At 73.6% G+C, this 22,657-nt stretch carries 18 protein-coding genes; 8 read left to right on the top strand and 10 right to left on the bottom strand.

The genetic code is table 11. The features are described 5' to 3' along the window. Positions 1 to 62: 62 nt before the first annotated feature. Together ACIBUY_RS33560 and ACIBUY_RS33555 are read left to right on the top strand one after the other, a co-directional pair. Positions 63 to 893 carry a transporter substrate-binding domain-containing protein gene (locus tag ACIBUY_RS33560; RefSeq protein WP_365578864.1) on the top strand — a complete coding sequence of 277 codons (831 nt, stop codon included), beginning with the start codon at positions 63 to 65 and terminating at the stop codon, positions 891 to 893. A gap of 136 nt (positions 894 to 1,029) precedes the next feature. Next, positions 1,030 to 2,115 carry an exo-alpha-sialidase gene (locus tag ACIBUY_RS33555; RefSeq protein ID WP_365578866.1) on the top strand — a complete coding sequence of 362 codons (1,086 nt, stop codon included), beginning with the start codon at positions 1,030 to 1,032 and terminating at the stop codon, positions 2,113 to 2,115. Between the two features lie 54 nt (positions 2,116 to 2,169). Here the strand turns inward: ACIBUY_RS33555 and ACIBUY_RS33550 are convergent, their stop codons facing one another. Beyond that, positions 2,170 to 2,847: a uracil-DNA glycosylase gene (locus ACIBUY_RS33550; RefSeq protein ID WP_365578868.1), complete on the bottom strand. Its 678-nt coding sequence runs from the start codon at positions 2,845 to 2,847 to the stop codon at positions 2,170 to 2,172. A 67-nt stretch (positions 2,848 to 2,914) separates the two neighbouring features. Here ACIBUY_RS33550 and ACIBUY_RS33545 point away from each other — a divergent pair, with 67 nt between their 5' ends. From ACIBUY_RS33545 to ACIBUY_RS33535, 3 genes are all read left to right on the top strand, one after another. Continuing rightward, entirely contained in the window at positions 2,915 to 3,901 is a 987-nt protein-coding gene (locus ACIBUY_RS33545) for an N-acetylglucosamine kinase (protein ID WP_399154627.1), read from the top strand. 159 nt (positions 3,902 to 4,060) lie between these two features. After that, on the top strand, positions 4,061 to 4,996 hold the full coding sequence (locus ACIBUY_RS33540) for a sirohydrochlorin chelatase (RefSeq protein ID WP_399154626.1): 936 nt from the start codon (positions 4,061 to 4,063) through the stop codon (positions 4,994 to 4,996). A 139-nt stretch (positions 4,997 to 5,135) separates the two neighbouring features. Then, positions 5,136 to 5,315, top strand: coding sequence for a hypothetical protein (locus ACIBUY_RS33535; protein ID WP_399154625.1), 180 nt, complete (start codon positions 5,136 to 5,138; stop codon positions 5,313 to 5,315). Here ACIBUY_RS33535 and ACIBUY_RS33530 read toward each other — a convergent pair. The 4 genes from ACIBUY_RS33530 to ACIBUY_RS33515 form a co-directional block, all read right to left on the bottom strand. Beyond that, on the bottom strand, positions 5,308 to 6,345 hold the full coding sequence (locus ACIBUY_RS33530; RefSeq protein ID WP_399154624.1) for a lactonase family protein: 1,038 nt from the start codon (positions 6,343 to 6,345) through the stop codon (positions 5,308 to 5,310). The two genes, ACIBUY_RS33535 and ACIBUY_RS33530, sit on opposite strands and share 8 nt — an antisense overlap. Positions 6,346 to 6,401: 56 nt before the next feature. After that, entirely contained in the window at positions 6,402 to 7,682 is a 1,281-nt protein-coding gene (locus tag ACIBUY_RS33525) for a nitric oxide synthase oxygenase (protein ID WP_399154623.1), read from the bottom strand. A 183-nt stretch (positions 7,683 to 7,865) separates the two neighbouring features. After that, a complete protein-coding gene (locus tag ACIBUY_RS33520) occupies positions 7,866 to 9,365 on the bottom strand; it encodes an FUSC family protein (RefSeq protein WP_365578880.1) in 1,500 nt (499 codons plus the stop codon). A gap of 228 nt (positions 9,366 to 9,593) precedes the next feature. Beyond that, positions 9,594 to 12,149 (bottom strand): MDR family MFS transporter, encoded by a 2,556-nt coding sequence (locus ACIBUY_RS33515; protein ID WP_399154622.1) that lies wholly within the window; start codon positions 12,147 to 12,149, stop codon positions 9,594 to 9,596. Positions 12,150 to 12,247: 98 nt separating this feature from the next. On the opposite strand from ACIBUY_RS33515, the gene ACIBUY_RS33510 reads away from it, so the two are divergent. Beyond that, complete coding sequence (locus ACIBUY_RS33510) at positions 12,248 to 12,472, top strand: hypothetical protein (protein ID WP_365578884.1); 225 nt, start codon at positions 12,248 to 12,250, stop codon at positions 12,470 to 12,472. Here the strand turns inward: ACIBUY_RS33510 and ACIBUY_RS33505 are convergent, their stop codons facing one another. The 3 genes from ACIBUY_RS33505 to ACIBUY_RS33495 all read right to left on the bottom strand — a co-directional run bounded on the left by ACIBUY_RS33505 (position 12,473) and on the right by ACIBUY_RS33495 (position 17,212). Further along, positions 12,473 to 13,258 (bottom strand): DUF3152 domain-containing protein, encoded by a 786-nt coding sequence (locus ACIBUY_RS33505; RefSeq protein ID WP_399154621.1) that lies wholly within the window; start codon positions 13,256 to 13,258, stop codon positions 12,473 to 12,475. Positions 13,259 to 13,332: 74 nt separating this feature from the next. Then, on the bottom strand, positions 13,333 to 14,937 hold the full coding sequence (locus ACIBUY_RS33500; RefSeq protein ID WP_399154620.1) for an amino acid ABC transporter substrate-binding protein: 1,605 nt from the start codon (positions 14,935 to 14,937) through the stop codon (positions 13,333 to 13,335). Between the two features lie 73 nt (positions 14,938 to 15,010). Further along, positions 15,011 to 17,212 (bottom strand): hypothetical protein, encoded by a 2,202-nt coding sequence (locus ACIBUY_RS33495; protein ID WP_399154619.1) that lies wholly within the window; start codon positions 17,210 to 17,212, stop codon positions 15,011 to 15,013. 233 nt (positions 17,213 to 17,445) lie between these two features. Between ACIBUY_RS33495 and ACIBUY_RS33490 the strand changes: the two genes are divergently transcribed. Together ACIBUY_RS33490 and ACIBUY_RS33485 are read left to right on the top strand one after the other, a co-directional pair. Then, complete coding sequence (locus ACIBUY_RS33490; protein WP_399154618.1) at positions 17,446 to 18,276, top strand: hypothetical protein; 831 nt, start codon at positions 17,446 to 17,448, stop codon at positions 18,274 to 18,276. 25 nt (positions 18,277 to 18,301) lie between these two features. Beyond that, positions 18,302 to 19,747 (top strand): DUF4331 domain-containing protein, encoded by a 1,446-nt coding sequence (locus ACIBUY_RS33485; RefSeq protein WP_399154617.1) that lies wholly within the window; start codon positions 18,302 to 18,304, stop codon positions 19,745 to 19,747. A gap of 14 nt (positions 19,748 to 19,761) precedes the next feature. On the opposite strand, the gene ACIBUY_RS33480 is transcribed toward ACIBUY_RS33485, so the two are convergent. Both ACIBUY_RS33480 and ACIBUY_RS33475 read right to left on the bottom strand, forming a co-directional pair. Further along, complete coding sequence (locus ACIBUY_RS33480) at positions 19,762 to 21,237, bottom strand: nickel transporter (protein ID WP_399154616.1); 1,476 nt, start codon at positions 21,235 to 21,237, stop codon at positions 19,762 to 19,764. Further along, a complete protein-coding gene (locus ACIBUY_RS33475; RefSeq protein ID WP_399154615.1) occupies positions 21,234 to 22,577 on the bottom strand; it encodes a tetratricopeptide repeat protein in 1,344 nt (447 codons plus the stop codon). Before ACIBUY_RS33475 ends, ACIBUY_RS33480 begins: the two co-directional genes overlap by 4 nt. Between the last annotated feature and the right edge of the window lie 80 nt (positions 22,578 to 22,657).

The raw sequence follows: 22,657 nt of genomic DNA, 5'->3' as shown, positions 1-22,657 counted from the left end.
TTCTGCCATGGTGACGCCCAGGTGATCGATTCACCCTGCAACCATCTTACGGAGGAGCCGCGATGAGCCGCCGTGCGTCCAGGCAACGTGCCGCCACCCTGTCCGCCCTGGTCTGCCTGCTGGCCGTGACCGCCGCCGCACCGGCGGCGCCGACGGCCGCGCACCATCCGGCGCCGAAGAAGCAGGTCAGCCTGCTGGACTCGGTGCCGAGGTCGGGGGTGCTGCGCGTGTGCACGACCGGCGACTACCGGCCGTTCACGTACAAGGACCCGAAGGACGGCTCGTACAGCGGTGTCGACATCGACATGGCCCGGGACCTCGCGAAGAGCCTCGACGCCAAGCCCCGCTTCGTGGACACCACTTGGGCGAACCTGGTCGGCGACCTGTCCGGCGGAAAGTGCGACATCGCGGTCGGCGGCGTCTCCATCACCCTCCCCCGCGCCCGCCAGGTGTACTTCAGCGAGCCGACCCGCGAGGACGGCAAGACGCCGATCGTGCGCTGCGCCGACAAGGACAAGTACGGGACGCTGAAGGACATCGACCGGGTGGGGACGACGGTGATCGTCAACCCCGGTGGTACGAACGAGCAGTTCGCCCGCGCGCACATCAAGCAGGCCACCATCAAGGTCCATCCGGACAACACCACGATCTTCGACGAGATCGTGGCGGGCCGGGCGGACGTGATGATGACCGACGCGAGCGAGACCCGCTACCAGGCGAAGATCCACCCGGAGCTGTGTTCGCTCCACCCCGACGAACCGTTCACGTTCTCCGAGAAGGCGTACGCGACGCCGCGCGGCGACCGCGACTTCCAGGAGTACGTCGACCGGTTCGTGCACCTGGCGAAGCACGACGGGACGTACGCCGCGTACGAGGCCCAATGGATGGGCTGAGGCTCGCGCGGACGCCTCGCGCCTGCCCGGGACAGACCGTCTGACCTGCGGTGCAGCCGGATGCGGCGGCCGTTGTCAGTGGTGGGGTGCAGACTGGCCAATACCTGGGGACAACGTCGTTTCGGAGGTGTTCGGCATGGCTGATGTACTGCTGGCAGTGGGGACGCGCAAGGGGCTGTTCCTGGGGCGGCGACGAGGCGGGGCGTGGGAGTTCGACGAGCAGCCGTACTTCAACGCGCAGGCGGTGTACTCCGTCGCCATCGACACCCGCGGCGACACCCCGCGGCTGCTCGCGGGCGGGGACAGCGCGCACTGGGGACCCTCCGTCTTCCACTCGGACGACCTCGGGCGGACCTGGACCGAGCCGGCCGCGCCCGCGGTCAAGTTCCCCAAGGACACCGGGACTTCACTGGAGCGGGTGTGGCAGCTGCACCCGGCGGCGGCCGAGCCGGACGTGGTGTACGCGGGCACGGAACCGGCGGCGTTGTACCGCTCGGAGGACCGCGGCGAGACGTTCGAGCTCTGCCGCCCCCTGTGGGAGCACCCGACGCGGTCGAAGTGGGTGCCGGGCGGCGGCGGTGAGGGCCTGCACACGGTGCTCACCGACGAGCGGGACCCGCGGGCGCTGACCGTGGCGGTGTCGACGGCCGGGGTGTTCCGCTCGGCGGACGGCGGCGAGAGCTGGACCCCGGCGAACTCGGGGGTGTCCGCCGTGTTCCTGCCCGATCCCGACCCGGAGTTCGGCCAGTGCGTGCACAAGGTGACGCGGGACGCCGCCGACCCCGACCGGCTGTACCTGCAGAACCACTGGGGCGTGTACCGCAGTGACGACGGCGGCGGGAAGTGGACCGACATCGGGGCGGGCCTGCCCTCCACGTTCGGCTTCGCCGCGGCCGCGCACCCGCACCGGGGCGACACGGCGTACGTCTTCCCGATCACCGCGGACTCCGACCGCGTCCCGGCCGACCACCGCTGCCGCGTCTTCCGTACGCAGGACGCGGGCGCCAGTTGGGAGCCGCTGACCGCGGGCCTGCCGCAGGACGACCACTACGGCACGGTGCTGCGGGACGCGCTGTGCACGGACGACGCGGACCCGGCGGGCGTCTACTTCGGCAATCGCAACGGAGAGGTCTTCGCTTCGGCGGACGACGGCGACAGCTGGCAGCAGTTGGCGTCGCACCTGCCGGACGTGCTGTGCGTGCGGGCGGCCGTGGTGGGGTGACGACGGACCCTCGCGGCTCTTGGGACCCCGCGGCCCCTGAAACCCTCGCGGCTCTTACGGCAGGCGCCAGTCCACCGGCTGTGCGCCCTGCCGTACGAGCAGCTCGTTGGCCCGGCTGAACGGGCGGGAGCCGAAGAAGCCGCGGTCCGCGGACATCGGCGAGGGGTGCGCGGACTCGATCGCCGGCAGCTCCCCGAGCAGGGGGCGCAGATTGCGGGCGTCGCGCCCCCACAGCACCGACACCAGCGGCGTACCGCGTGCCACCAGGGCCCGGATCGCCTGCTCGGTGACCTCTTCCCAGCCCTTGCCCCGGTGCGCCGCCGGCTTGCGGGGCGCGGTCGTCAGCGCCCTGTTGAGCAGCAGGACGCCCTGCCGGGTCCAGGGGGTGAGGTCGCCGTTGGAGGGCCGGGGCAGGCCCAGGTCGGTGTGCATCTCGCGGAAGATGTTCTCCAGGCTGCCCGGCAGCGAGCGCACCTCGGGCGAGACCGCGAAGCTCAGGCCGATCGCCATCCCGGGCGTCGGGTACGGGTCCTGGCCGACGATGAGGACGCGGACGTCGTCGAAGGGCTGCTGGAACGCCCGCAGGACGTTCGCCCCCGACGGGAGGTAGGTCCGGCCCGCGGCGATCTCGGACCGCAGGAAGTCCCCCATGGCCGCGATGCGTTCGGCCACGGGCTCCAGGGCCTTCGCCCAGCCGGCTTCGACAAGTTCGTTCAAAGGTCGCGCTGCCACGACGCGTCACTCTACTGCCACGCTATGGTTCCCCCGCCGTCGGGAGGTCCACGGAGGGGGAGCACGGGTGCGTACAGCAGGCGAGTCGGGGCAGGGCGCGGGCCGTTGGGTGCTCGGGGTCGACTCGGGCGGCTCGGGGCTGCGGGTCGCCGTGGCCCGCGTCGACGACCCGGCGCATCCCGTGACGGTCGCCTCCCGCGTGCCGGTGCGCACGTCCGCGGCCGGGATCGACCCGGCGCACATGATCGAGCAACTGCTGCCCATGGCGCGGGAGTTGCTGGCCTCGACGGAAGGCCCCGCCCTGTCGGCGGTCGTCGTCGGTGCGGCCGGGATGGCCACCCTCGGCGACGGGCTGCGGGCCGAACTGCCGCGTGCGCTGGGGCGTGAGCTGGGCGTCGGCCGGATCGCGCTGGCCGGGGACGCCGTCACCGCGTACGCGGGCGCGCTGGGTCAGCGGCCCGGCGCCGTCGTCGCCGCGGGCACGGGCCTCATCGCGCTCGGCACGGACCTGGAGAGCTGGCGGCGGGCCGACGGCTGGGGTCATCTGCTCGGCGACAGCGGCGGCGGCGCCTGGATCGGGCGGGCCGGGCTCGACGCGGCGATGCGGGCGTTCGACGGGCGTCGCGGGGGCAGCACGGCGCTGCTCGCGCTCGCCGAGGAACGGTTCGGCCCCGCGGGCGGGCTGCCGGGGCAGATCTATCCGCGGACCGACCGGCCCGCGGCCCTGGCCTCGTTCGCGCCCGACGTGGCGCGCTGCGCCGGGGACGATCCGGCCGCCGCGGGCATCCTGCGCGAGGCCGCGGCCCGGATCGCGGAGAGCGCGGCCGCGGTGTGCCCGGCGGGCGGCGGGGAAGTCGCCCTGACCGGAGGCCTGTTCAAGACGGGCGAACCGCTGCTGGCCCCGCTGCGCGCGGAACTGGCGGAGCAGCTGCCGGACGCGACCGTGGTCACCGCCTCCGGTGACCCGCTGCACGGCTCGCTGGTGATCGCCGCCGCCCTCGCCGCGGAGGAGCTGCGTCTGCCGCAGGACGGGCGTCTGCTGTACGTCCCGTAGGTCCCGCTGTACGTCCCGTGGGCCCCTCGCAGCTCCGCACACCCCTGCGGACCAGGACACTTGAAGCATCCGTAACTGAACGGACAATCAAGGACGGATACCGCTCAGCTGCCCCCTGACCGAACAACGGGGCCCGGCGAGCCAGTAGCATGCGGCGCCATGAGCTCCCCCACTGGGCCCGCTTCCGGCCTGCCTGTACGAATGCCGCGACCCCGCCAGCCCGGACGCCACCGTCGTCCGGAACCCGTGGCCGCTCCCGAGGGCGCACCGGCCCTCGTGCTGGCCGTGCCCGGCACGCCCAGCGCCGCGACGCGCATGCTCGCCGACGAGGTCGTGAGCATCGCCCGGTCCGAGCTGCCCGGCCTGGACGCGCGGGTCGGCTTCGTCGACGGGGAGGTCACCGACTTCCCGGTGTCCGCCGAGTTCCCCTCCCTCGCCTCCGTGCTCGCGTACGCCGCGCGGGAGCGCTCCGCCCGCTACGAGCAGGCGCTCGCCGCCGGTGTGGAGGCCAAGGAGCCCCAGGGGCCCGTGGCCGTCGTCGTGCCGCTGCTCGCGGGCCCGGACGGCGCGCTGCTGCGCCAGGTCCGCCAGGGCATCGCGGACAGCCGCGTCGCCGCCGAGCTGACCGACGTCCTCGGCCCGCACCCGCTGCTCGCCGAGGGCCTGCACGTACGGCTCTCGGAGGCCGGGCTCGCCCGCGCCGACCGGGCCCGTCTGTTCACGGTGGCGACCGCCGCGGACGGCATCATCCTCGCCTCGGTGGGCGGCGAGGAAGCGGTGCAGGCCGCGGGCATCACGGGCATGCTGCTGGCCGCGCGGCTCGCGGTGCCGGTGATCGCCGCCGCGCTCGACGTGGAGGGTTCCATCGCCGCGACCGCGGAGCAGCTGCGCGGTTCCGGCTCCCAGCAGCTGGCGCTCGCGCCGTATCTGATCGGGCCCGAAGTGGACCCGAGCGTGCTGGAGGCTGCCGCCAAGGATGCGGGGTGTGCTGCCGCGGAGCCGTTGGGGGCGTACCCGGCGATGGGGAAGCTGGCGCTGGCCAAGTACACGACTGCCCTGGGGATCACTCCCCAGCCGGTTGCCTCCGGCGGTTGAGCGGAGCCATGAGGGGCCCGGGGCTTTGTGCCCCGGGCCCCTCGTCGTTTTCGCCGGGTGTCCTGTTCGGCTCGCCCTTCGGGCTCGATCGTCCTCAATCGCCGGACGGGCTTGATTGAGCGCGCCTGACAATGACGCGTTGCTTGCCGCCCACGAGGAGCTGCTGACGGAGCACGCCTCGCCGGCCGCGCTGCGTCGCCTGGAGGACGGGAGCGCGTACCGCATCGTGAAGGTGTTCCACGAGGGCCGCGCCCTGGTCGAGCGGCTCGCGGCCGGGAGTTTCATCGTCGGGCTCGCCCGGCCCGCGTCGGTCAGCTGAAGACGACGCAGGACGCCGCCGGCAGCCTCAGCATCCCGCCCCGTACCGGCTCGCCCGTGTCCTGGTCGACGGTGAACCAGGTGACGTCGCCGGAGCGTTCGTTGGCCGCGTAGAGGAAGCGGCCCGAGGGGTGCAGGGCCAGGTCGCGGGGCCAGTGGCCGCCGCACGGGGTCGTCGAGCGCAGGGTGGGGTGTTCGCCCGTGGCGTCCAGGGTGAGCAGGGAGATCACGTCCTCGCCCCTGGTCGCCGTCCACAGGAACCGGCCGTCGGGCGAGATGACGATCTCGGACGGGTACGCGTCGCCGCGCGGGGGCTCGGGCAGGACCGCGTGTTCCGTCAGGGGCTTGAGCGTGCCTGTCGTGGGGTCCCAGTGGCAGACCGTGAGGGTGGGGGCCAGTTCGTTGAGTACGTACGCGTGGCTGCCGGACGGGTGGAAGACCAGGTGGCGCGGGCCGGAGCCGGGGCGCAGGGCCGTCTCGTGGTGGAGCGTCGGGCGGCCGTCGTCGCCGAGGGCGCAGACGCGGATCGAGTCGGTGCCCAGGTCGACGCTGACCGCCCAGGTGCCGCTCGGGTCCGCCAGGACCTGGTGGGCGTGCGGGGCCTGTTGGCGCTGCGGGTGCGGGCCCGAGCCGGTGTGCTGCAGGACGGTGCGGCCCGCCGGATCGGGCGTGCCGTCCGGGCGCAGCGGGAGCGCGGTGACGCTGCCGGAGCCGTAGTTGGCGGTCAGCAGGTGGCCGGCCCAGACGGACAGGTGCGTGGGGCCGTCGCCGTCGACCGGGACGGGCGGGGCGGCCGGGGTCACCGGGGCCGTGCCCGTGCGGAAGGCGGCGACCGCGCCGCCCTTCGTCTCGCTGACCGCGTACAGGAGTCCGTCCGCGACCGTGAGGTAGGAGGGGTCGGGCAGTTCGTCGGTGGCGCCGAGGAGGGTCAGCGCACCGTCCGTCGGGTCGAGCGCGGCGGTGGCGATGCCGCGACCGCCTGCCGCGGTGAACGATCCGATGTGGGCCCGCCCTGGCTGACTGCCGGTCACTGCTTCCCCTTTCGGCGTGCGGGCCCTGTGCCCGTGCGCCGACCGTAGCAGCGGGTCTAGACCAGATCGCGGCGGGGAGCGCGGTGCCGCGCCACGGTGCGGTCCTCGCCGCGGGCGCGTGCCTCGGCGTCGGGATGGTGGACGTAGGCCGGGCTTGACTCGGTGGTGTCGTAGGTGCGGTGGAAGACCGGGGTCGCGGAGCCGGAGATCGGCGGCACGATCCAGGACCAGTCCGCGCCGACGGTGCGGCCGCGTGACTCCTCGCGGGCGACGTGCGTGAGGAAGCGGTGGGACTCGGTGTGGTGGTCGGCCAGGGTGACGCCGGCGAGGTCGAAGGAGTGCAGGACCGCGCGGTTGAGTTCGACGAGGGCCCGGTCCTTCCACAGGGTGCGGTCCGTGCTGGTGTCGAGGCCGAGGCGGTGGGCGAGGTAGGGCAGGAGGTTGTAGCGGTCGGTGTCGGCGAGGTTGCGGGCGCCGATCTCGGTGCCCATGTACCAGCCGTTGAAGGGGGCGGCGCCGTAGCAGACGCCGCCGATCTCCAGACACATGTTGGACAGGGCGGGGACCGCGTGCCAGCGCAGGCCGAGCTCGGTCCACCAGTCCAACTCCGGGTGCCGGAGCGGGACTTCGAGGACCGCGTCCGGAGGCAGTTCGTAGCAGCGGGGCTGCTCGTGCGGGGCGCGCTGGACGATCAGCGGCAGCGGGTCGAAGGGGGTTCCCGCGCCGCCGCGCCAGCCCAGACGGCGGGCGTACGCGGTCAGGCCCGCGCCGCGTGGATCGCCGACGACGTGGCCGTCGCGCTGGACGTATCCGGCGTAGCGGATGAGCTGTTCGTTCCAGATGCGCGGTCCAGGGCTGCCGGGGGCGTCCGGGGCGAAGACGGTGATGAGGGGGCGGATGCGGCCGTCGGGTGCGGCCTCGCGCAGATGCTGCGCGCACGCCTCGGCGATCTGAGCGGTGCCGCGCAGGTGGCGCAGGTCGCGGATGCGCAGGGAGCGCCAGTACAGGCGGCCTATGCAGCGGTTGGCGTTGCGCCAGGCGACGCGGGCGCCGAAGACGAGCTCGTCCGGGGTGTGCGTGTAGGTGCCGGTGGCGGCGAGTTCGGCTTCGGCCTCGGCGAGGCGCGGGGCCGGGTCGCCGAGGCCCTCCTCCTCGTGGTGCTGCCGTATGAACTCGGCGGCGGCGCGCGCCACTTCGGCGGTGCGCTCCTCCCTGCGTCCCGCCCCTGGGGCGGGCAGCGGCCCGCGGTCGTGGCGCGTCGCGTCGGGGGCGGCGGACAGCCAGCCCTCCACGTCCCGTGGTCCGTTGTGGCGCAGGTCGCGCAGGTCGCTTCGCATGACACACCTCTGCGGCTCGAAGCGGCGCACGGCTCGCTCCCGCGCGGCCGTGCGACCGGATGGTCCCAGGGGCCGGACGTCGGCCTCGGACCGCCCCGAGACAACCACACCTCCGCCCCGCGGCGCGGCGGGTCACGGACGTATGGGGAGCGCGGGGAACTACACGGCGGCGCGCGGGGTCCGTTACGCGCCCAGGCTCGCGCGCCGGGAGCCGCGCAGCGGCACGGCGAGTTCGGCGAGGGCCTGTTCCAGGCGGTGCAGATGGGCGAGGACGGGTTCGGCCTCGGTGGTGCCCGGCGCCGTGACGACGTCCCTGTCGTACGGGTCGGGGGCGGTCAGCGCCTCGACGGCGGACTCGACGCGACGGCAGGCCGCGTCGAGGCGCGCGTCGTGCGAGGCCTCGGGGTCGGCGGCGACCGCGGCGAGTCCGCGGACCTCGCGGGCACAGACGTCGAGCAGCGCGAGCACCTGGCGGGCCCGTCCCTTGCGTGCGCGCAGCGGCGTGAACGGGTGCACGAGCGGGGCGAGCGAGAGCCGGACGCGGCCGAGGATCGCTTCGAGTTCGGCGACGCGCGGCGCGGGGTCGGCGCCGCGGTCCCCGGCGAGCCGGGCGGCGGTCGCGGCGGTGCAGGCGTGCACGCAGCGCAGGGCGCGCTCGACCCAGGCGTCGGTGACGGAGTGGGTGGTGACCGGGAGCACGAACACGACGGCGAGCACGGCGCCGAGGGCGCCGACGGCCGTCTCGCCCACGCGCAGCGCGAGCAGCGCCGGGTCGAGCACGCCGAGGAGCCCGTAGAGCATGCTCGCCATCACGGTGACGGCCAGCATCATCCACGTGTAGGAGACGTGGGCGGTGTAGAAGATCCCGAAGACGCTGACGGCGACGATCACGGCTGCCGCCACCGGCTCGTGGTGCAGCGGAACGGCGAGGGCGAAGCCGAGTCCGATGCCGATCAGGGTGCCGAGGAAGCGCCGGAAGCCGCGGACGACGGTCTCGCCGCGGGAGGTCGTGGCGACGAACACCCACCAGGTGGCGCCGACGGCCCAGTACCAGCGCTGGTCCGACAGGACCTGTCCGACGGCCAGGGCGAAGCCCGCGCCCGCCGTCGCCTGGACGGCCTGCCGCGTCGTGATCCGGGCGAGCCCGGTGCCGCCGCCCGGGGCCTGGACGGCGGCGGGGGCCGGCAGCCGCCGCTCGTAGCACCAGGCTCCGAACCGCACCGCCGATGCCGCACCGAGCGACAGCAGGACGGCCGCGTACAGCTCGGGCAGCTGGCCCGGGGTGCTGTGCAGGAACTGGGTCGCGAAGAACATCATGAAGGCGAACACGCCGAGCGAGTGGCCGCGCGGTCCCCACCGCCGCGCGTACACCCCGGCCCCCACGACGGCGAGGAACGCCAGGTCACGGGCGACGGGCACCGCGTGCAGGGCCGCCGCGGCGGCGAGCACGGGCAGGCCGACGGCGGGCAGCAGCGCCGTGGTCACGGCCTGGCCGCGCACGCTCGGGTCGGTCACGGTGAACAGGGCGAGCAGCGCCGCGAGCCCGCCGGTGATCGCCGACGGCAGCGAGTGCCCCAGCGCGCCGCACAGCGCGACGGCGATGCCGATCCCGAGCACGGCCCGGCTCGCGAACCGCAACCGCATCCGTCCCGGATCCGGCGCGACGAACGCCCCCTTCAGCAAGGTGCTCCACCCTTCCGCACAGCGACATGAGAACCGACATGAGAAAGGCGCCGCGGAGATCCCTGGGGATCCGCAGCGCCATCGACGGGCCCATCACAGCATCTGTGCGGCTGATGGTTCAACAGAGGTCGAAAGTCCTGGGCCAATGGCCCAGTCGCGACCTGGCCGGTTCGGCCACCACCGGGCCAACGGACCACCGGGGGCAGTGGCCGGGGCGGCGGCCCTTCCTCAGCGCGGGGACGGTGCCGGCCGGCTCCCCCGCCGCCCCGGCAGGATCAGCAGAGCCAGTACGGCCGCGAGTGCGGTCACCCCGGCCGACCACCAGAGGGCATCCGTGTAGCCGCCCAGGGTCGCGTCCGAGACAGCCTGTGCCACCGAGGGCGGGAGGGCCGGGTGCGGATCGACGATCTCGCCGCTGCGTGCCGCATCGGCCACGCTCGGCGGCACCGCGCCCGCCTCGGTCAGCCGCGACGCCGTGGACGAAGCGAGCGTGGTGGCAAACACGGCCGCGCCGAGCAGCCCCCCGAGGTGTACGGCCGTGCCGGTCACCGCCGCACCGCCGGCGCAGTCCGGCGCCGCGACGCCGGCCATGGCGACGGAGTACAGCGGCATCAGCGCCGTGCCGAGGCCGAGGCCGACCATGAGGCTGCCCGCCGCCATCACACCGGCGTACGCGGTGCCGGGTGTGGCCCGGGCCATCACCGGCAGGCCGACCGCCGCGAGCAACAGGCCCGGCACGACGAGGCTGCGCGGCGCGACACGGTGCAGCAGGCGGGCGGAGATCTGGGTGGCGCCGATCACCACACCCGTGGCCATCGGCACCAGGTACAGGGAGAGGTCCATCGATGCCTGCCCCTGGAAGTAGTTGAGGTACGACGCGAACGAGGCGAGCGGATACGTCCCCGCGCCGGCCAGGAGCAGCACCGCGAACGCGGCCGCTCTCCCCTCTCCCTTCAAGACGTATGGCGGCACCAGCGGGGTCGCCGCCGTCGACTGCCGCCGCACGAACCCCAGGAGCAGCGCCGCGCCGGCCACGAAGGCGACGAGACTGGACACGGAGGTCCAGTGATCGGGATGTGCTGTCAGCAGGCCGTAGGCGAGGGCGGCCGTGCCGAGCGAGCCGAGGAGCAGGCCCGGTGCGTCGCGACGGGGAGCGGGGCGGACCGGACGGTCCTGGGCCAGTCCTGCGGTGGCGAGCACGAGGATCACCGCGAGCAGGGACACGGTGTACAGGACCCAGCGCCAGTTCACGTTGTCGGACAGTGCGGCGCTGGTGCACATGCCGAGCGCCGATCCGCAGCCGACGGCCGCGGCGTACCAGCCGAAGGCCCTGTTGCGCGCCTTCGGCTCGGTGAAGTGCGCGGTCACCAGGGCCAGGGCGGGAGGTACGACGAGTGCGGCGAAGGCGCCCTGCAGGACACGGGCGCACAGCAGCAGCACGGGCTCCGGGGCCGCTCCCCCGAGGGCGGCGGTCACCGCGAAGCCGGTCAGGCCGATGACGAGCGTCCGTTTGCGGCCCGCCCGGTCCGTGAGCCGGGCGCCGACGAGGAGCAGGCCGCCGAGGGCGACGGCGTACCCGGTGACCATCCAGTTCACAGCGGCGTCCGACAGGCCCATGTCCCGCTGGGTTGCGGGCAGCGCCCGGTACAGGGCTGCCGCGTCGAGCAGCACGAGCAGCTGGGCGAGGGCGGCAACGGCCAGGCTTCGCCGACGCCCGGGGGACGGCCCCGCGGGCTGGGCCGTCGGCGTGTAGGCGGGCGGCGGCGGGGGCACCGGAACCGGCACCGGCGCGGGCCACTGCTCCGGTGCGGGTACCGGTGCGGGTACCGGTGCGGGTACCGGAACACGCGGGTCCACCGGGGCGGCCGGCGGCGCACCGGCCGCGGTCGCCGGGGCGAAGTCGAGCAACTTGGCTGCGTGGCGGCCGAGTTGGGCGAGCACGGGGCCGGGCAGCCATTCGCCGCTGTCCCCGGTCGTACGCGCCGCGATCTCCCGGAGGGCGGGCCGCTCGGCCGGATCCTTGGCGAGGCAGGCCCGTACGAGGTCGAGCAGCGAGTCCGGCACCCCGGTCAGGTCCGGCTCCTCCTCGGCGACGCGGAACAGGTGGGCGTTGAGGCCGCTCTCGCCCGCCCCGAACAGGAGTCGGCCGGTGGCGGCGTGCACCAGTACGGCACCGAGGCAGAACACGTCGCTGGCCGGGGTGAGTTCGCGTCCGCGGACCTGCTCGGGCGACATGAAGCCCGGGGAGCCGATGAGCATGCCGGTGCGGGTGTGCAGGCTGTCGCCCGCGAGGGACTCCATGGCACGGGCGATGCCGAAGTCGATCACGCGGGGGCCGTCCACCGTCACCAGGACGTTCGACGGTTTGAGGTCCCGGTGGATCAGGCCCGCGTCGTGCACCGCCTGCAGCGCGAGCGCGAGGCGGTTGGCGAGCACGCGTACGGACGCCTCGGGCAGCGGCCCGAAGTCACGGCCCACCACCGTGGTGAGATCCGGGCCGGGGATGTACTGGGTCGCCACCCACGGCAGAGCCGCCTCGGTGTCGGCGTCGAGCACCGCCGCCGTGCACTCCCCGCCGACGAGACGGGCCGCGGCCACCTCACGGGCGAACCGCCTGCGGAACTCCGGATGTCCGGCGTACTCGGCCTGGACGACCTTCACCGCGACCGTCCGGCCGGCCGTCGAGCGGCCCAGATAGACCAGGCCCATGCCGCCCTCCCCGAGCCTGGCGATCAGTCGGTAAGGGCCCAGGTGCGTCGGGTCGGAGGTGATCAACTGGTCCACGCGGGAACGTTATTGCCCGCGCGGGGCCCGCGGCGGCGGATTCCTTCATTCCTTCTGTGAAGGACGCGCGAATCCGGGCCTGCACCTATGGTGTGGATATGTTCAGTTCGAAGCGCATCAAGCCCGAGGACTCCTGGCAGGGCACCGTCGTCGACAAGAGCCGCAACATGCCCGACGGCTCGAACATGTACCACTACGTCAAGGTGGAGCTGTCCGACGGGCACACCAAGAAGTTCCGCGTCGACAAGGACCTGTGGACGAGCGTCGACGTCGGGGACCACCTGGTCAAGCAGCCGGGCGAGGACCGGCCCGCCAAGCGCTGATCAGGCCACGTGCGGCCCGCCGATGTAGGTGCCGGCGCGGTCGTAGGGCCAGGCGTTCGCGGTGCAGCCGCGCAGGCCCTTGATCTGCTGCATCATCACGGGCGCGGGGCGTCCGGCGGCCGGGCAGGTCTCGTGGCCGTGGCCGATGCGGTGGCCCACCTCGTGGTTGACGATCAGCGCCCGGTACTCCCCGATCGGGCCGTCGAACTCGGGTGAACCGCCGACCCAGCGCCGCAGGTTGACCACGACGGTCCGGCCGATGCTGCAGTTGACCTCGCCGCCGGTGTCCAGGCCCGCCGAGCCGCACAGGCAGTCCACCGTGTGCGGGGTGGCGATCTTGACGACGAAGTCGTGCGGGCCGTCGTCGGTGCGCTGGAAGGAGTCGCTCCCGTCGCGGCTCCACCCGCGGGGATCGCCGAGTATCCCGTCGATCTCGTGGGCGGCGGTGTCCGGGCGGATCCCGATGCCGTCCTCCACCAGCACGGCGTAGCGCCGCAGCGTGCCGCCCGAGCCGACGCGCGTCCCGTCGCCGTGTGCCCCGGTGAAGGTGCCGGGGCCGACGACGGGCAGTACACCCGGTGCGGCGCCCATCGCGACCTTGGTCGGCGGGCCCCCGGCCCGGACGCACCGCTCCACGGCGAGCACCTTGGTGTGCTTCCAGTACGCGTACGCGGCACTGCTCGCGCCGATCACGACGGCGACGGCCGTGCTCGCCAGCAGCAGCCGCGTCAGACGTCTTCGCGCCCTCCCGGCGCGGCGCGCGGCATGACGTCGTCGGTTCTTCACCCTGGCCCCCCATGGATCGTGAACTCCTCGATCCTGCCACGCGATCCGGAAGTGGTCTCGACCACCCACGGAACTCAGCCGTCGCCGCTGGGCACGACGCAGGACTTGGGCTGCGGCTCCCCCTTGGGCCAGCCGATGCCGACGAAGTTGACCTGGCGGCTCTTCGGGTCGAGTTCGACCACGGCGACGGGCTTGTCGTAGGCGTTGCCCGCGTTCGTCAGGCAGATCCAGCCGCTGGTCCCGACGATGTGGTGGGCCGACTCGAGGCGGGGCCACTCCGCGATGATGCGCGACAGAGACGGCACAATGCCCTCGGTCTGCTGGTTGGCGAGGAAGACGGCTTCACCGATGGTCATGACGCCGTCGTGGACCAGCATGGTGCGCGAGTCGTCGAGCCGGACGGGGCCGATGTCGCCCGCCGTGCCCTTGTCGACGAGTCGGCGCAGATCGTTCAGTGCCTGCTGGGGTTGGGTGAGGTAGGCGGGGCGGCTCTTCGGGTCGGGGTGGGACTTGTCCCAGTTCTTCAGTTCGGTGTCCCAGGCAGCGGGGTGGCCGGGGGCGGTGTACTGGACGGTGACGGTCGGCTTGGCCGGGCCGCCTCCGCCGCGCAAAGCCTCCCAATCACCCTCCTTCATATAGCGGTTGAGGGTGGCGGCGCCGGAGCCGCTGACGATCGTGTACTTCTTGTCGTGGCAGGGCGTCTCGGCGAGTTTCAGGGCGAACAGGCGCAGGTGGACGGGGCGTCCCGCGAAGTACACGTAGTGCGCGTCGGAGTCGCAGATGTTCAGGCTGATCTGCGCGAAGTCGTTGCCGGTGTCGCCGAGTTCGGTGAGGGAGGGCGAGCGGAACGGCTGGTCCTTGGGTCCCGGCGGGCCGGCCTCCTTGTGGCTGAACGCCCGCGCGAGGGAGGCGTTGTATATGTCGCCGGGCCGGGTGTCCTTGACCAGGACGGTCTCCGCGTCCCTCAGGCCGCCGTGGAAGTGCGCGAGGGCGGCGGCCTGTTCGGTGTTGGTCGGGATGATGCGGGCGAGCCCCGGGTAGGGCTGTTCGTCCGTGCCGGACTCGGGGTTCGCGGGGTCGTCACCGCTGATGCGGCTGGCGAGGACGGGTATGCCCAGGTCCTTCGTCAGCCGGGTGATGGCGTCCTTGGTCGCCTGCAGGCTCAGGTTGAAGCCGGTGACGGCACGCAGGTTGTCCTTCTTGTCCTGCGCCATCGCCCCCAACTGGTCGACGACCTTGGCCTGTTGGGCGTAGTCGGTGCCGGGGTTGGCGAGGACGAGGCGCAGCAGCGGCGCCTCGTCCTTGCGGTTCTCGCGGTACTGGGCGAGGTAGGCGCCCTGGATCTCGCTGCGCAACTGTGCGCGCTCTGCGGCCAGTTCGGGGTGCAGGGGCAGCACCATGGCGATGGTGACGTGCGGCTTGTCGCCGACGAACGTCTCGTTCTCCTTGGCTATCGCCCGGGCCACCGCGGTGATCTCGGGGGTGCCGAAGTCGTATCCGGAGCCGTTGATCCCGATGCATTCACCGGCGCTCTTCTCGACGCCCTTGGCGCAGCTCTCGGGCCCGTCGGGGCCGGGCCAGAAGACGACGGCGGCGGCGATCAGCGCGCCGACGGCGCACACCGTGAGGATCCGCCTCAACAGGTTCGCCCACAAGACGACATACAGCGAGTCCCACACGTGTGTCCGTCCCTCCCTCAGTGATGACCTGCCCGGCGGCCCCTGCGCCGACGTCCGCCGGCGCGCCGCGCGGTCAGCCGAATCCGATGTGCTGGGTGCAGATGCAGCGCTTGAGCGGCTGGCGGGCCTCCGCCCGGTCCCCCCAGGCGCGGGCGACGCGGGCGAGCTGTTCGGCGCCCTCGGCCGCCCGGTCCGCGTCCACGCCGCCGGGGCCGCGGCCCGCGACAGTCTCGTCGGCGAGGTGCGCCAACTCCTCGCTCAGACCGCTCAGTTGGTCGCGCAGCACGCCGGGCACGGTGTCGTCGAGCGGCCAGGTGCGCTCCCCGCTCAGCCAGGCCGCGTGCAGCAGCCGGTCGACCCTGCGGCGGCGGGCGTCACCGGGGACGTGGATCTCGCCGTGGGCGTGGGCCAGGCGGTCGTCGGCGCGGCCGAGCAGGGGCGCGTCGGCGATGGCGAGGAGCTCTTCGCACCAGGCGTCGGCGGAGCGGGCCGGGAACACGTCGGCGAGGTGGCGTGTGACGTGGTCGGCGCCGTCGGAGGCGAGCAGATGGTGCATGCGGTGGGCGGCGGCGGTGCCGAAGCGGGCGTCGGGGTGGTCGTCGCCGAGGGCCCGGTAGTGGCCCTGCAGCACGGCGTGCGCGGTGTGCCAGGCGCCGCCGTCGGGCCGCATGCGGTGCAGTCGGCGCATCAGCAGCCGGCGCAGGCCGAGGTCGCCGATGAAGTGGCGGGGGCAGGGCGGCCAGCCGCTGTCCTCGAGGAGTTCGGCGGCGCGGTAGGCGGTCAGCGGGTTCTCGCGGCCTTCTTGTGCGGCGCGCAGGACTGCTTGGGCGCACTCCGCGTCATGGGCGACCGAGAGGTGGCTGAGCAGGTCGAGCCAGTGTCCGCGGTGGGCCGCCGGGAGTTCCTCGGGGTGGGCACCGACGACGAGTTCGTCGAGCAATACGTCGGCGACGGGACGGTCCCGGCCCGTTCCGTCGGAGGCGGGCAGGCGGGTGTCCAGGAGCGACCAGTCGGTGCACGCCTCCAGCTGCTCGAGCGTCAGCGTGGCCGTCGACTCGCCGAGCCGCGTCACGAGCAGCGGCCGCCCGCCGCTGAGCCGGTGGATGCCGGTGTTGAGCCGCAGTCGTGCCGCGTTGCCGAGCTGGTCGCCCTGGCCCGCGTGCCATCGCTCGCTCGCGGTGCGCTGCTGCTCGCGCGACAGGCGGGGCATCCGCACGAGGAGCACGCCGCGCCACAGGGGCTCGCCGTCGGGGACCGTGCCCGCGGGGCGGCTCCACTGCGGGAGGCCTCCGGCGGTGGGGTCCCAGCGGGCCGGTGCGGCCGCGTCGTCGCCCGCGTAGTAGAGGAAGCGGCCGCCGTCCTCCCGGCGGGCGGTCGCCAGGACGACGAGCCGGTCGTGCCGCTGCCGCTCGCGGTCCTCGAGGACCGGTTTGAGCAGCCGGCGGCCGAGCGCCGTGTCGGCGTGGTCGAGCAGCAGGACGGGTCTGCCGACGCGCGACAGGCGTCCTTGTACGGAGCGGTAGGCGGCTTCGATGTCCTGGCGCAGGGCGCGGAAGAGGAAGCCCTCCGCGATCCGGCGGGCCTCGCCGCCCTGCTGGAAGTCGGCCGCCAACCGGCGCATTCCCGAACGGGGTTGGCCGCCCGCGCCGGGGTAGTCCCCGTAGCACTCGGTGAGGGCCTTCTTGCCGTCGGTGGAGACGCGGGCGAGCAGTCCGTCGATCAGGGCGTTGACGACCGGGCCGAGCGCGGCGTGGGTGACGAGGCCCGCGAGGAAGCCCACGTAGTTCTTCACCGTGCCGCGCAGGACACCGCGCCAGAACGATCCCGGGGGCAGCAGTTCGTCGAGCCTGCGCACCTCGTCCACGAGGACGTTGGCCGTGGCGAGCCCGTCGCTCGCGGCCACCGCGGCGAGTCCCGCGTACAGCCGGGGCACGGCGACGGGGCCGCCGTCGCCGTCCCAGTCGCGGTACTCGAGGGCGATCCTGCGCAGCACCTCGGTGACGGCGGAGCGGGCGCCGGGCCGCTCCTCGGGCACCTCCTGGAACCCGGCCGCGGCGCAGTCCACGTGTGCGACGGGCACGCGCGGCTTGAAGTGCCGCTGCACGGAGGCGAGCAGCCGTCCCTTGCCCATGCCCGGGCCGCCCACGAAGAGCACGACGGGCAGGTCGGGGCCGAACAGCAGCTCCTTGTTCCGGCCGGTCCGTGTGCGTCCGGTCAGCCGGGCGACCAGGCCGTCGTGGCCGAGCAGCTCGTCGAATCCGAGATCGTCGCTCACGGGCCCCTCAGGCACCTTCCGGTGAGATCTTCATCTGGTGGGCCGTCAGGCTAGCGAAGCCGCCCGCTCCGCGTGACCCCTTCGCGCAGCTCACGGCGCTCCTGCCACGGCAGTGACCGGAAACCGCGCCCGAGGTTGCCCAGAGTTACCCATTCGGCCACTTTCGTCTCGCACGGTGACCGGGTCCGGGCTTCAGTGAGGCAGGAACCTTCCGCCTCCTCCAGGAGCCCGCCATGCGCTTTCCCGTCCGCCCGGCCGCCCTCGGCGCAGCCGCTCTCCTCGCCGTCGGCGCCGCCGCCGGTACGGCGAGCGCCCGTGACGTCCGACCGTCGGCACCGTCCGTCGAGGCCCCCACGGTGTTCCACCAGGCCGAGGAGGGCCCGTGCAAGCAGCGCGGCGCGCTGGGCTCGGGCGTCGGCGCCTATCTGTCGCCCTTCGGGCACGCCGACATCACCATCTCCTCCGAGCTGCTCGGTGCGCTGAAGGAGGAGAACGCGTCCTGGAACGTGAGCGACCCGCTCATCAAGATGCCCCACAGCAACGACAAGGCCCGCTTCCCGCTCGGCTACCTCGAGGACAGCATCGAGCCGGATCTCCACAACGGCCTGCGCGTCTGCTACCCGGGCAAGCTGACCATCGCCCGCAACGCGGTCAGCGCCGAGACGGGGAAGAAGGACCACGCGCAGTGCGACGGCATCTGGCTGACCGTCGTGCCGACCGGCGTGTGGTGCAACCTGAGCGTCAACAACGGCCCGGAGAAGCGCACGTTCCTCGGCACCACGACCGCGGTCGAGGCGGTGCTCGGCTCGACGAAGCTGACGCCCGCGTTCGTCCCCCGGATCAACCCGAAGACGTTCGAGCTGGGCATCGGGCCGCGCGACTGGCAGTTCCGGCTGAGCAAGGACGCCTCGAAGGTGCTCGCCTCGGTCTCCGTCGACATCCCTGCGGGCACCCCGATCTTCAACCTCGACGCCACGCTGAGTTTCCTGCCGGGACCCGACTTCTGGAAGCGACTGCTCGCCCACACTCCGCTGACGCCCGAAGAAGCCGCGAAGTACAGCTGAGCCACCGCGCCCTAGGGAGACCCTGATGCTCCGCTCCATCACCGCACGCCACGGACTCGGCGCCGGCGCCGCGGCCGCCGTGCTCACCGTGGCCGCGCTGGCCGGCCCCGGCACGGGCAGCGGCCACGCGGGCAGTCACGTCGACGCCCCGACCGCGATCCTCAACCCGGACGTCAACGCCGCCGACCTCTACGCCTTCACCAGCCCCGACAAGCCCGACACCGTGACGCTCGCCGTCACCTACAACCCGGTCACGCTGCCGAACACCGGGGGCCTCTTCCCGCCCGCGCTGTTCGGCGAGGACACCCGCTACGACCTGGACATCGACCAGGACGGCGACGCCCGGCCCGATCTGACGTACCGCTGGACGTTCACCACCGAGGACCATCGCATCGGCGGGGTCGCCCAGGTCAAGGGGCGGGTCACCAGCCTCGACGACGCCGATCTGCTGCTGCGCCAGCGCTACCGCCTCGAGGAGCTGCGGCCTGGCCGGGACGCGAAGGTGCTCGTCGACGACAAGACCGCCGCGCCCACCCACTCCGGGCACCTAACGATGCCGGACTACGCGGCGCTGCGCCGCCAGGCCACGTACGCGCTGCCCGATGGCGGCAGCACCTACGCGGGGCAGGCCTCCGACCCGTTCTTCATCGACGTCCGGATGTTCGGCCTGCTGAAGCTCGGCGTCGAACTGCCCGCCCCCATCAACCCGTTGGTGTTCAGCAACGTCAACGTGATGGCGCTGCAGCTGCCCAAGAAGCAGCTCGCGCTGAAGGGCGACGCCCACCGCAACCCGGTGTTCGGCGTGTGGGCGACCGCGTCCCGCAAGTCCCTGAACGTCAGCGGCGGCAAGCCGAAGTGGGTGCAGATGTCCCGCGTCGGCCAGTCCTTCTTCAACGAGGGTCTCGCCCCGGACAACCTGCTCGGCCCGGCCGGCCTGATCGGCATCCCCGGCGGCATCGCCGACCAGTTCAACGCGAGCGACCCGGCGCACGACCAGACCTGGCCGACGATGCGGACGATGGTCCGCAAGCCCGCGGGCCCGTCCCTCGTCAATCTCTTCCACGCGTACGCGGTGCCGCCGCCCAAGGAGCCGCGCGAGGACATGTGGCAGGTCTTCATGCGCGGCGTCGGCAAGGGCAACGGGCCGGTGAAGGGCGACCTGAACGCGCACGTCCTCAACCAGGACGTGAACCCGGACGCGGTGCGCGACGCCGAGATGATGCGCCTCAACATGTCGACGCCGGTCACGGACAGGCCCAGGCTCGCGGGCTGGCTGGACGGCGACCCGCAGGGCGTGCCCAACGGGCGTCGCCTGACCGACGACCCGACGCTCGCCTTCAGCCGCATCGTGATGGGCGAGCCGGCGGGCAAGGGCCACCCGGAGCTGTTCCGCTTCAGCCTGGCCAAGGGCCCGGTGCCCGCACCGGAGAGCCACTTCCCGTACGTGGCACTGCCCCGGGCCCTTGGGTGACTCGCCCCTGAGTCCTACGAGTTGAGGAGCGGGACCGCGCTGCGCAGGGCGAGTCCCGCTCCCACCGCCACGATCAGCGCGGCGGTGACGTACGGCATCGCGGCCCGCCAGGTGCGGACGCGCCCGCCGAGCATCCGGTCGGCCCGCTCCCCGAAGCGGGCCACCAGCATTCCGGCCGCCGTCAGCACGGCGGCCATTCCCATGCCGTACGCGAGGACGAGTGCGACCCCGAACGCGGTCCGGTTCAGGGCGATCGCCCCGAGCAGCACCACCAGGGCGGACGGACTGGGCACGAGCCCGCCCGCGACGCCCATGCCGAACAGGGCGCGACGGCGGAAGGGTTCCGGCTGCGCGTCGCTGTGTGCATGGTCGTGATCGAGGTCGTGGTCGCGGTGGGTGTCGTGCTCGTGGCTGTGCGGGTGCCCGTGGCCGTCTCCGTGCCCGTGTACGTGCCCGTGCGCATGGCCGTGGCTGTGCGTGTGGCCGCGTGTCCGCCCCTTCCTCGCGTCCCTGAGCAGCATCACTCCCACCGCGCACACCAGCGCCCCGCTCAGCACGCCGAGGGCGCTCATCAGCCGGTCGGCGGCGAACGCGGCGGACACCGTGAGGGCCAGGCCGAGCAGCAGCACTCCGGCGGTGTGCGTGAAGGTCACCGTGGCCCCGACCAGCACCGCGTCCCGCGTCCCGCCCCTGCGACCTGCCATGTACGTCGCCATGACGGTCTTGCCGTGGCCCGGCAGCGCCGCGTGTCCGGCGCCGAGGAGCAGGGCGAGCGCGACGGCGGCGAGGCCGACCGGCAGGGTGAGGTGGTCGTCGGCGCTGAGTGCGGCGAGGCGTGCGTCGAGGGCGCCGACCCAACTGCCGTCCGGCGCACGGGTGTCGGCGGCCGTTCCGGCGGCTGGTCCGGAGCCCGGCGTGACGCGCAGGCGGGCCGTGCGCACGTCGAGGGGGTCGGCGAGCAGGTCGTCGGGGTAGCGCCGCAGCTCGTCGGAGACGGTGCGGGCGGGGACGTCGGAGGCGGCCAGGCGCAGGCCGGGTCCGGCGGCCGCGGTCATCTCGCGCCAGCCGATGGTGCCCTCCCCGTAGGCGTCGACCACGTCGACGTCCCCGCCCCGCCCGAGGTCGGCGGGCGCGCTGAGCGCACAACTCACCCGCGTCGTCGGCAACTTGGCCTGCCCCGGCGGGTAGGTGAGATGCGCTCGGGTCACGTGCCAGGCGGCGGCCCTCCCGTCGATGCGCAGCCGCACCGACGCGGCGACCTCCGCGCACAGGGCGGCGGCGTCGTCCCGGCCGTGCGCCTGCAGGGTGGGGATCTCGGCGCGGTCGACGACGACGCGGTCCTCGACCCGGTCGGCGTGGACGCGAAGCCCGTGGAAGTGGTTCACGGTGAAGTTGCCCAACGGGTGCGCGGACGCGGGGACTTGGGCGAGGAGAGCGAGCAGGACGACGCCGAGTCCCACCAGCGCGTACCGGAGCGTCGGACGGCTCATGCCCGGCCCGTTCCGTCGAGGCCGGTGAGCGCCTTGCGTGCGGCGGGGGCCTGGAGGGGCGAGAAGTGCGGGTTGAGCCGCAGCGCCTCCTTCAGGTGCGCGCGGGCCTCGGTGTCGCGACCGAGGGACCGGTCGATCTCTCCCTGGTGGTACGCGAACGAGGCGCCCCGCCAGCCGAGTCGGTCCGGTTGTCGCGCGTACGGGAGGGCCTCCTCGTCGCGGCCCGCGCGGTGCAGGGCCCAGCCGAGGGCGTCCGCGACCAGGACGCTGTGCCGGCGCGCCCACTCCGCCCGCAGGGTGCGCACGGCGCGGGCGGGGCTGCCGTGGTCCGCCTCGAACAGGCCGAGGGTGAGGTCGTCGGTGACGCCGTTCGCGGCGAACAGTTCGACCTCGGCGCGCAGCACGTCGTACTGCTCGCGCGCCTGCTTCCCGCGTCCGAGGGATTCGTACAACTCCCCCAGGGCGAGGACGTATTCGGGCAGCGGTACCCGTGCGGTGAGCCGCTGGTAGTCGGCGAGTGCCGCGGCCGTGTCGCCGAGTGCGGCGCGCGCCCTGGCCCGGCCCGCGAGGGCGGCGTGCGCCGTCGGGTCGGCGGCGAGCGCGGCCTCGTAGCGGGCGAGGGCGCTCTTGATGTCGCCGCGCTCCCAGTCGAGTTCGCCGAGCCGGTGCAGACAGAAGGCGCGGTCGGCGGGGTCGTTCGCGAGGCCGAGGGCGCGGTGCAGGGCGGCGGCGGAGTCGGCGGGTCTGCCGTGGGTCTGCAACTCGTAGGCGGCGCGGGCGAAGGCGGGCAGGGACGGCTTGAGGTCGAGCAGGCGCTGCACGGCCGCGGTGGCCCTGGGGTAGTCGCCGAGCTGGGTGTAGGCGTCGACGAGGACGGGGTAGACGGTCCAGTTGCCGGGGGCGGCCCGGCGGGCCCGCTCGCCCCAGTCGCGCGCGGCGGCGAAGTCGTGCCGGGCGTTGGCGAGGGCTCCCATGCCGACGGCGGCGTCCACGTTGCGCTCCGGGCCGCGCAGTTTCAGTGAACGTTCCAGTGCGGCTTGGGACTTGGGGTAGTACGAGGGGTCGGCGGTGCGGCGGGCCTGTTCGACGTAGTCGGCGCCGAGGGCGGCCCAGGACGCGTGGTCGTCGGGGTGCCCGCGCAGCCACTCCTGGCGGCGGGCGACGGCGGCGGCCGGGTCGCCGGGGGCCGCGGCGGGTCGGGCGGCGGGGTGCGGCGCCGCGGGCGGGGGGTCGCCTGGTCCGAGCGTGAGCAGGCCGAGCGCGGCACCGCCGACGGCGACGGCCGCGGCGAGGGAGCCGAGGAGCGTGCCCCTGTTTGTGAGGATCTGTCTGTCTGCCACCCGCTCACTGTGCGGTCCGAGCCCGGAGCCACTGGGCCGCCCGGGGGCTCCGGCCCGGAAGAATCACACCTATGGCTGTG

Source organism: Streptomyces sp. NPDC050085, assembly GCF_044460595.1.
GTDB lineage: Bacteria > Actinomycetota > Actinomycetes > Streptomycetales > Streptomycetaceae > Streptomyces.
This window is presented reverse-complemented; position numbering and strand designations above follow the sequence as displayed.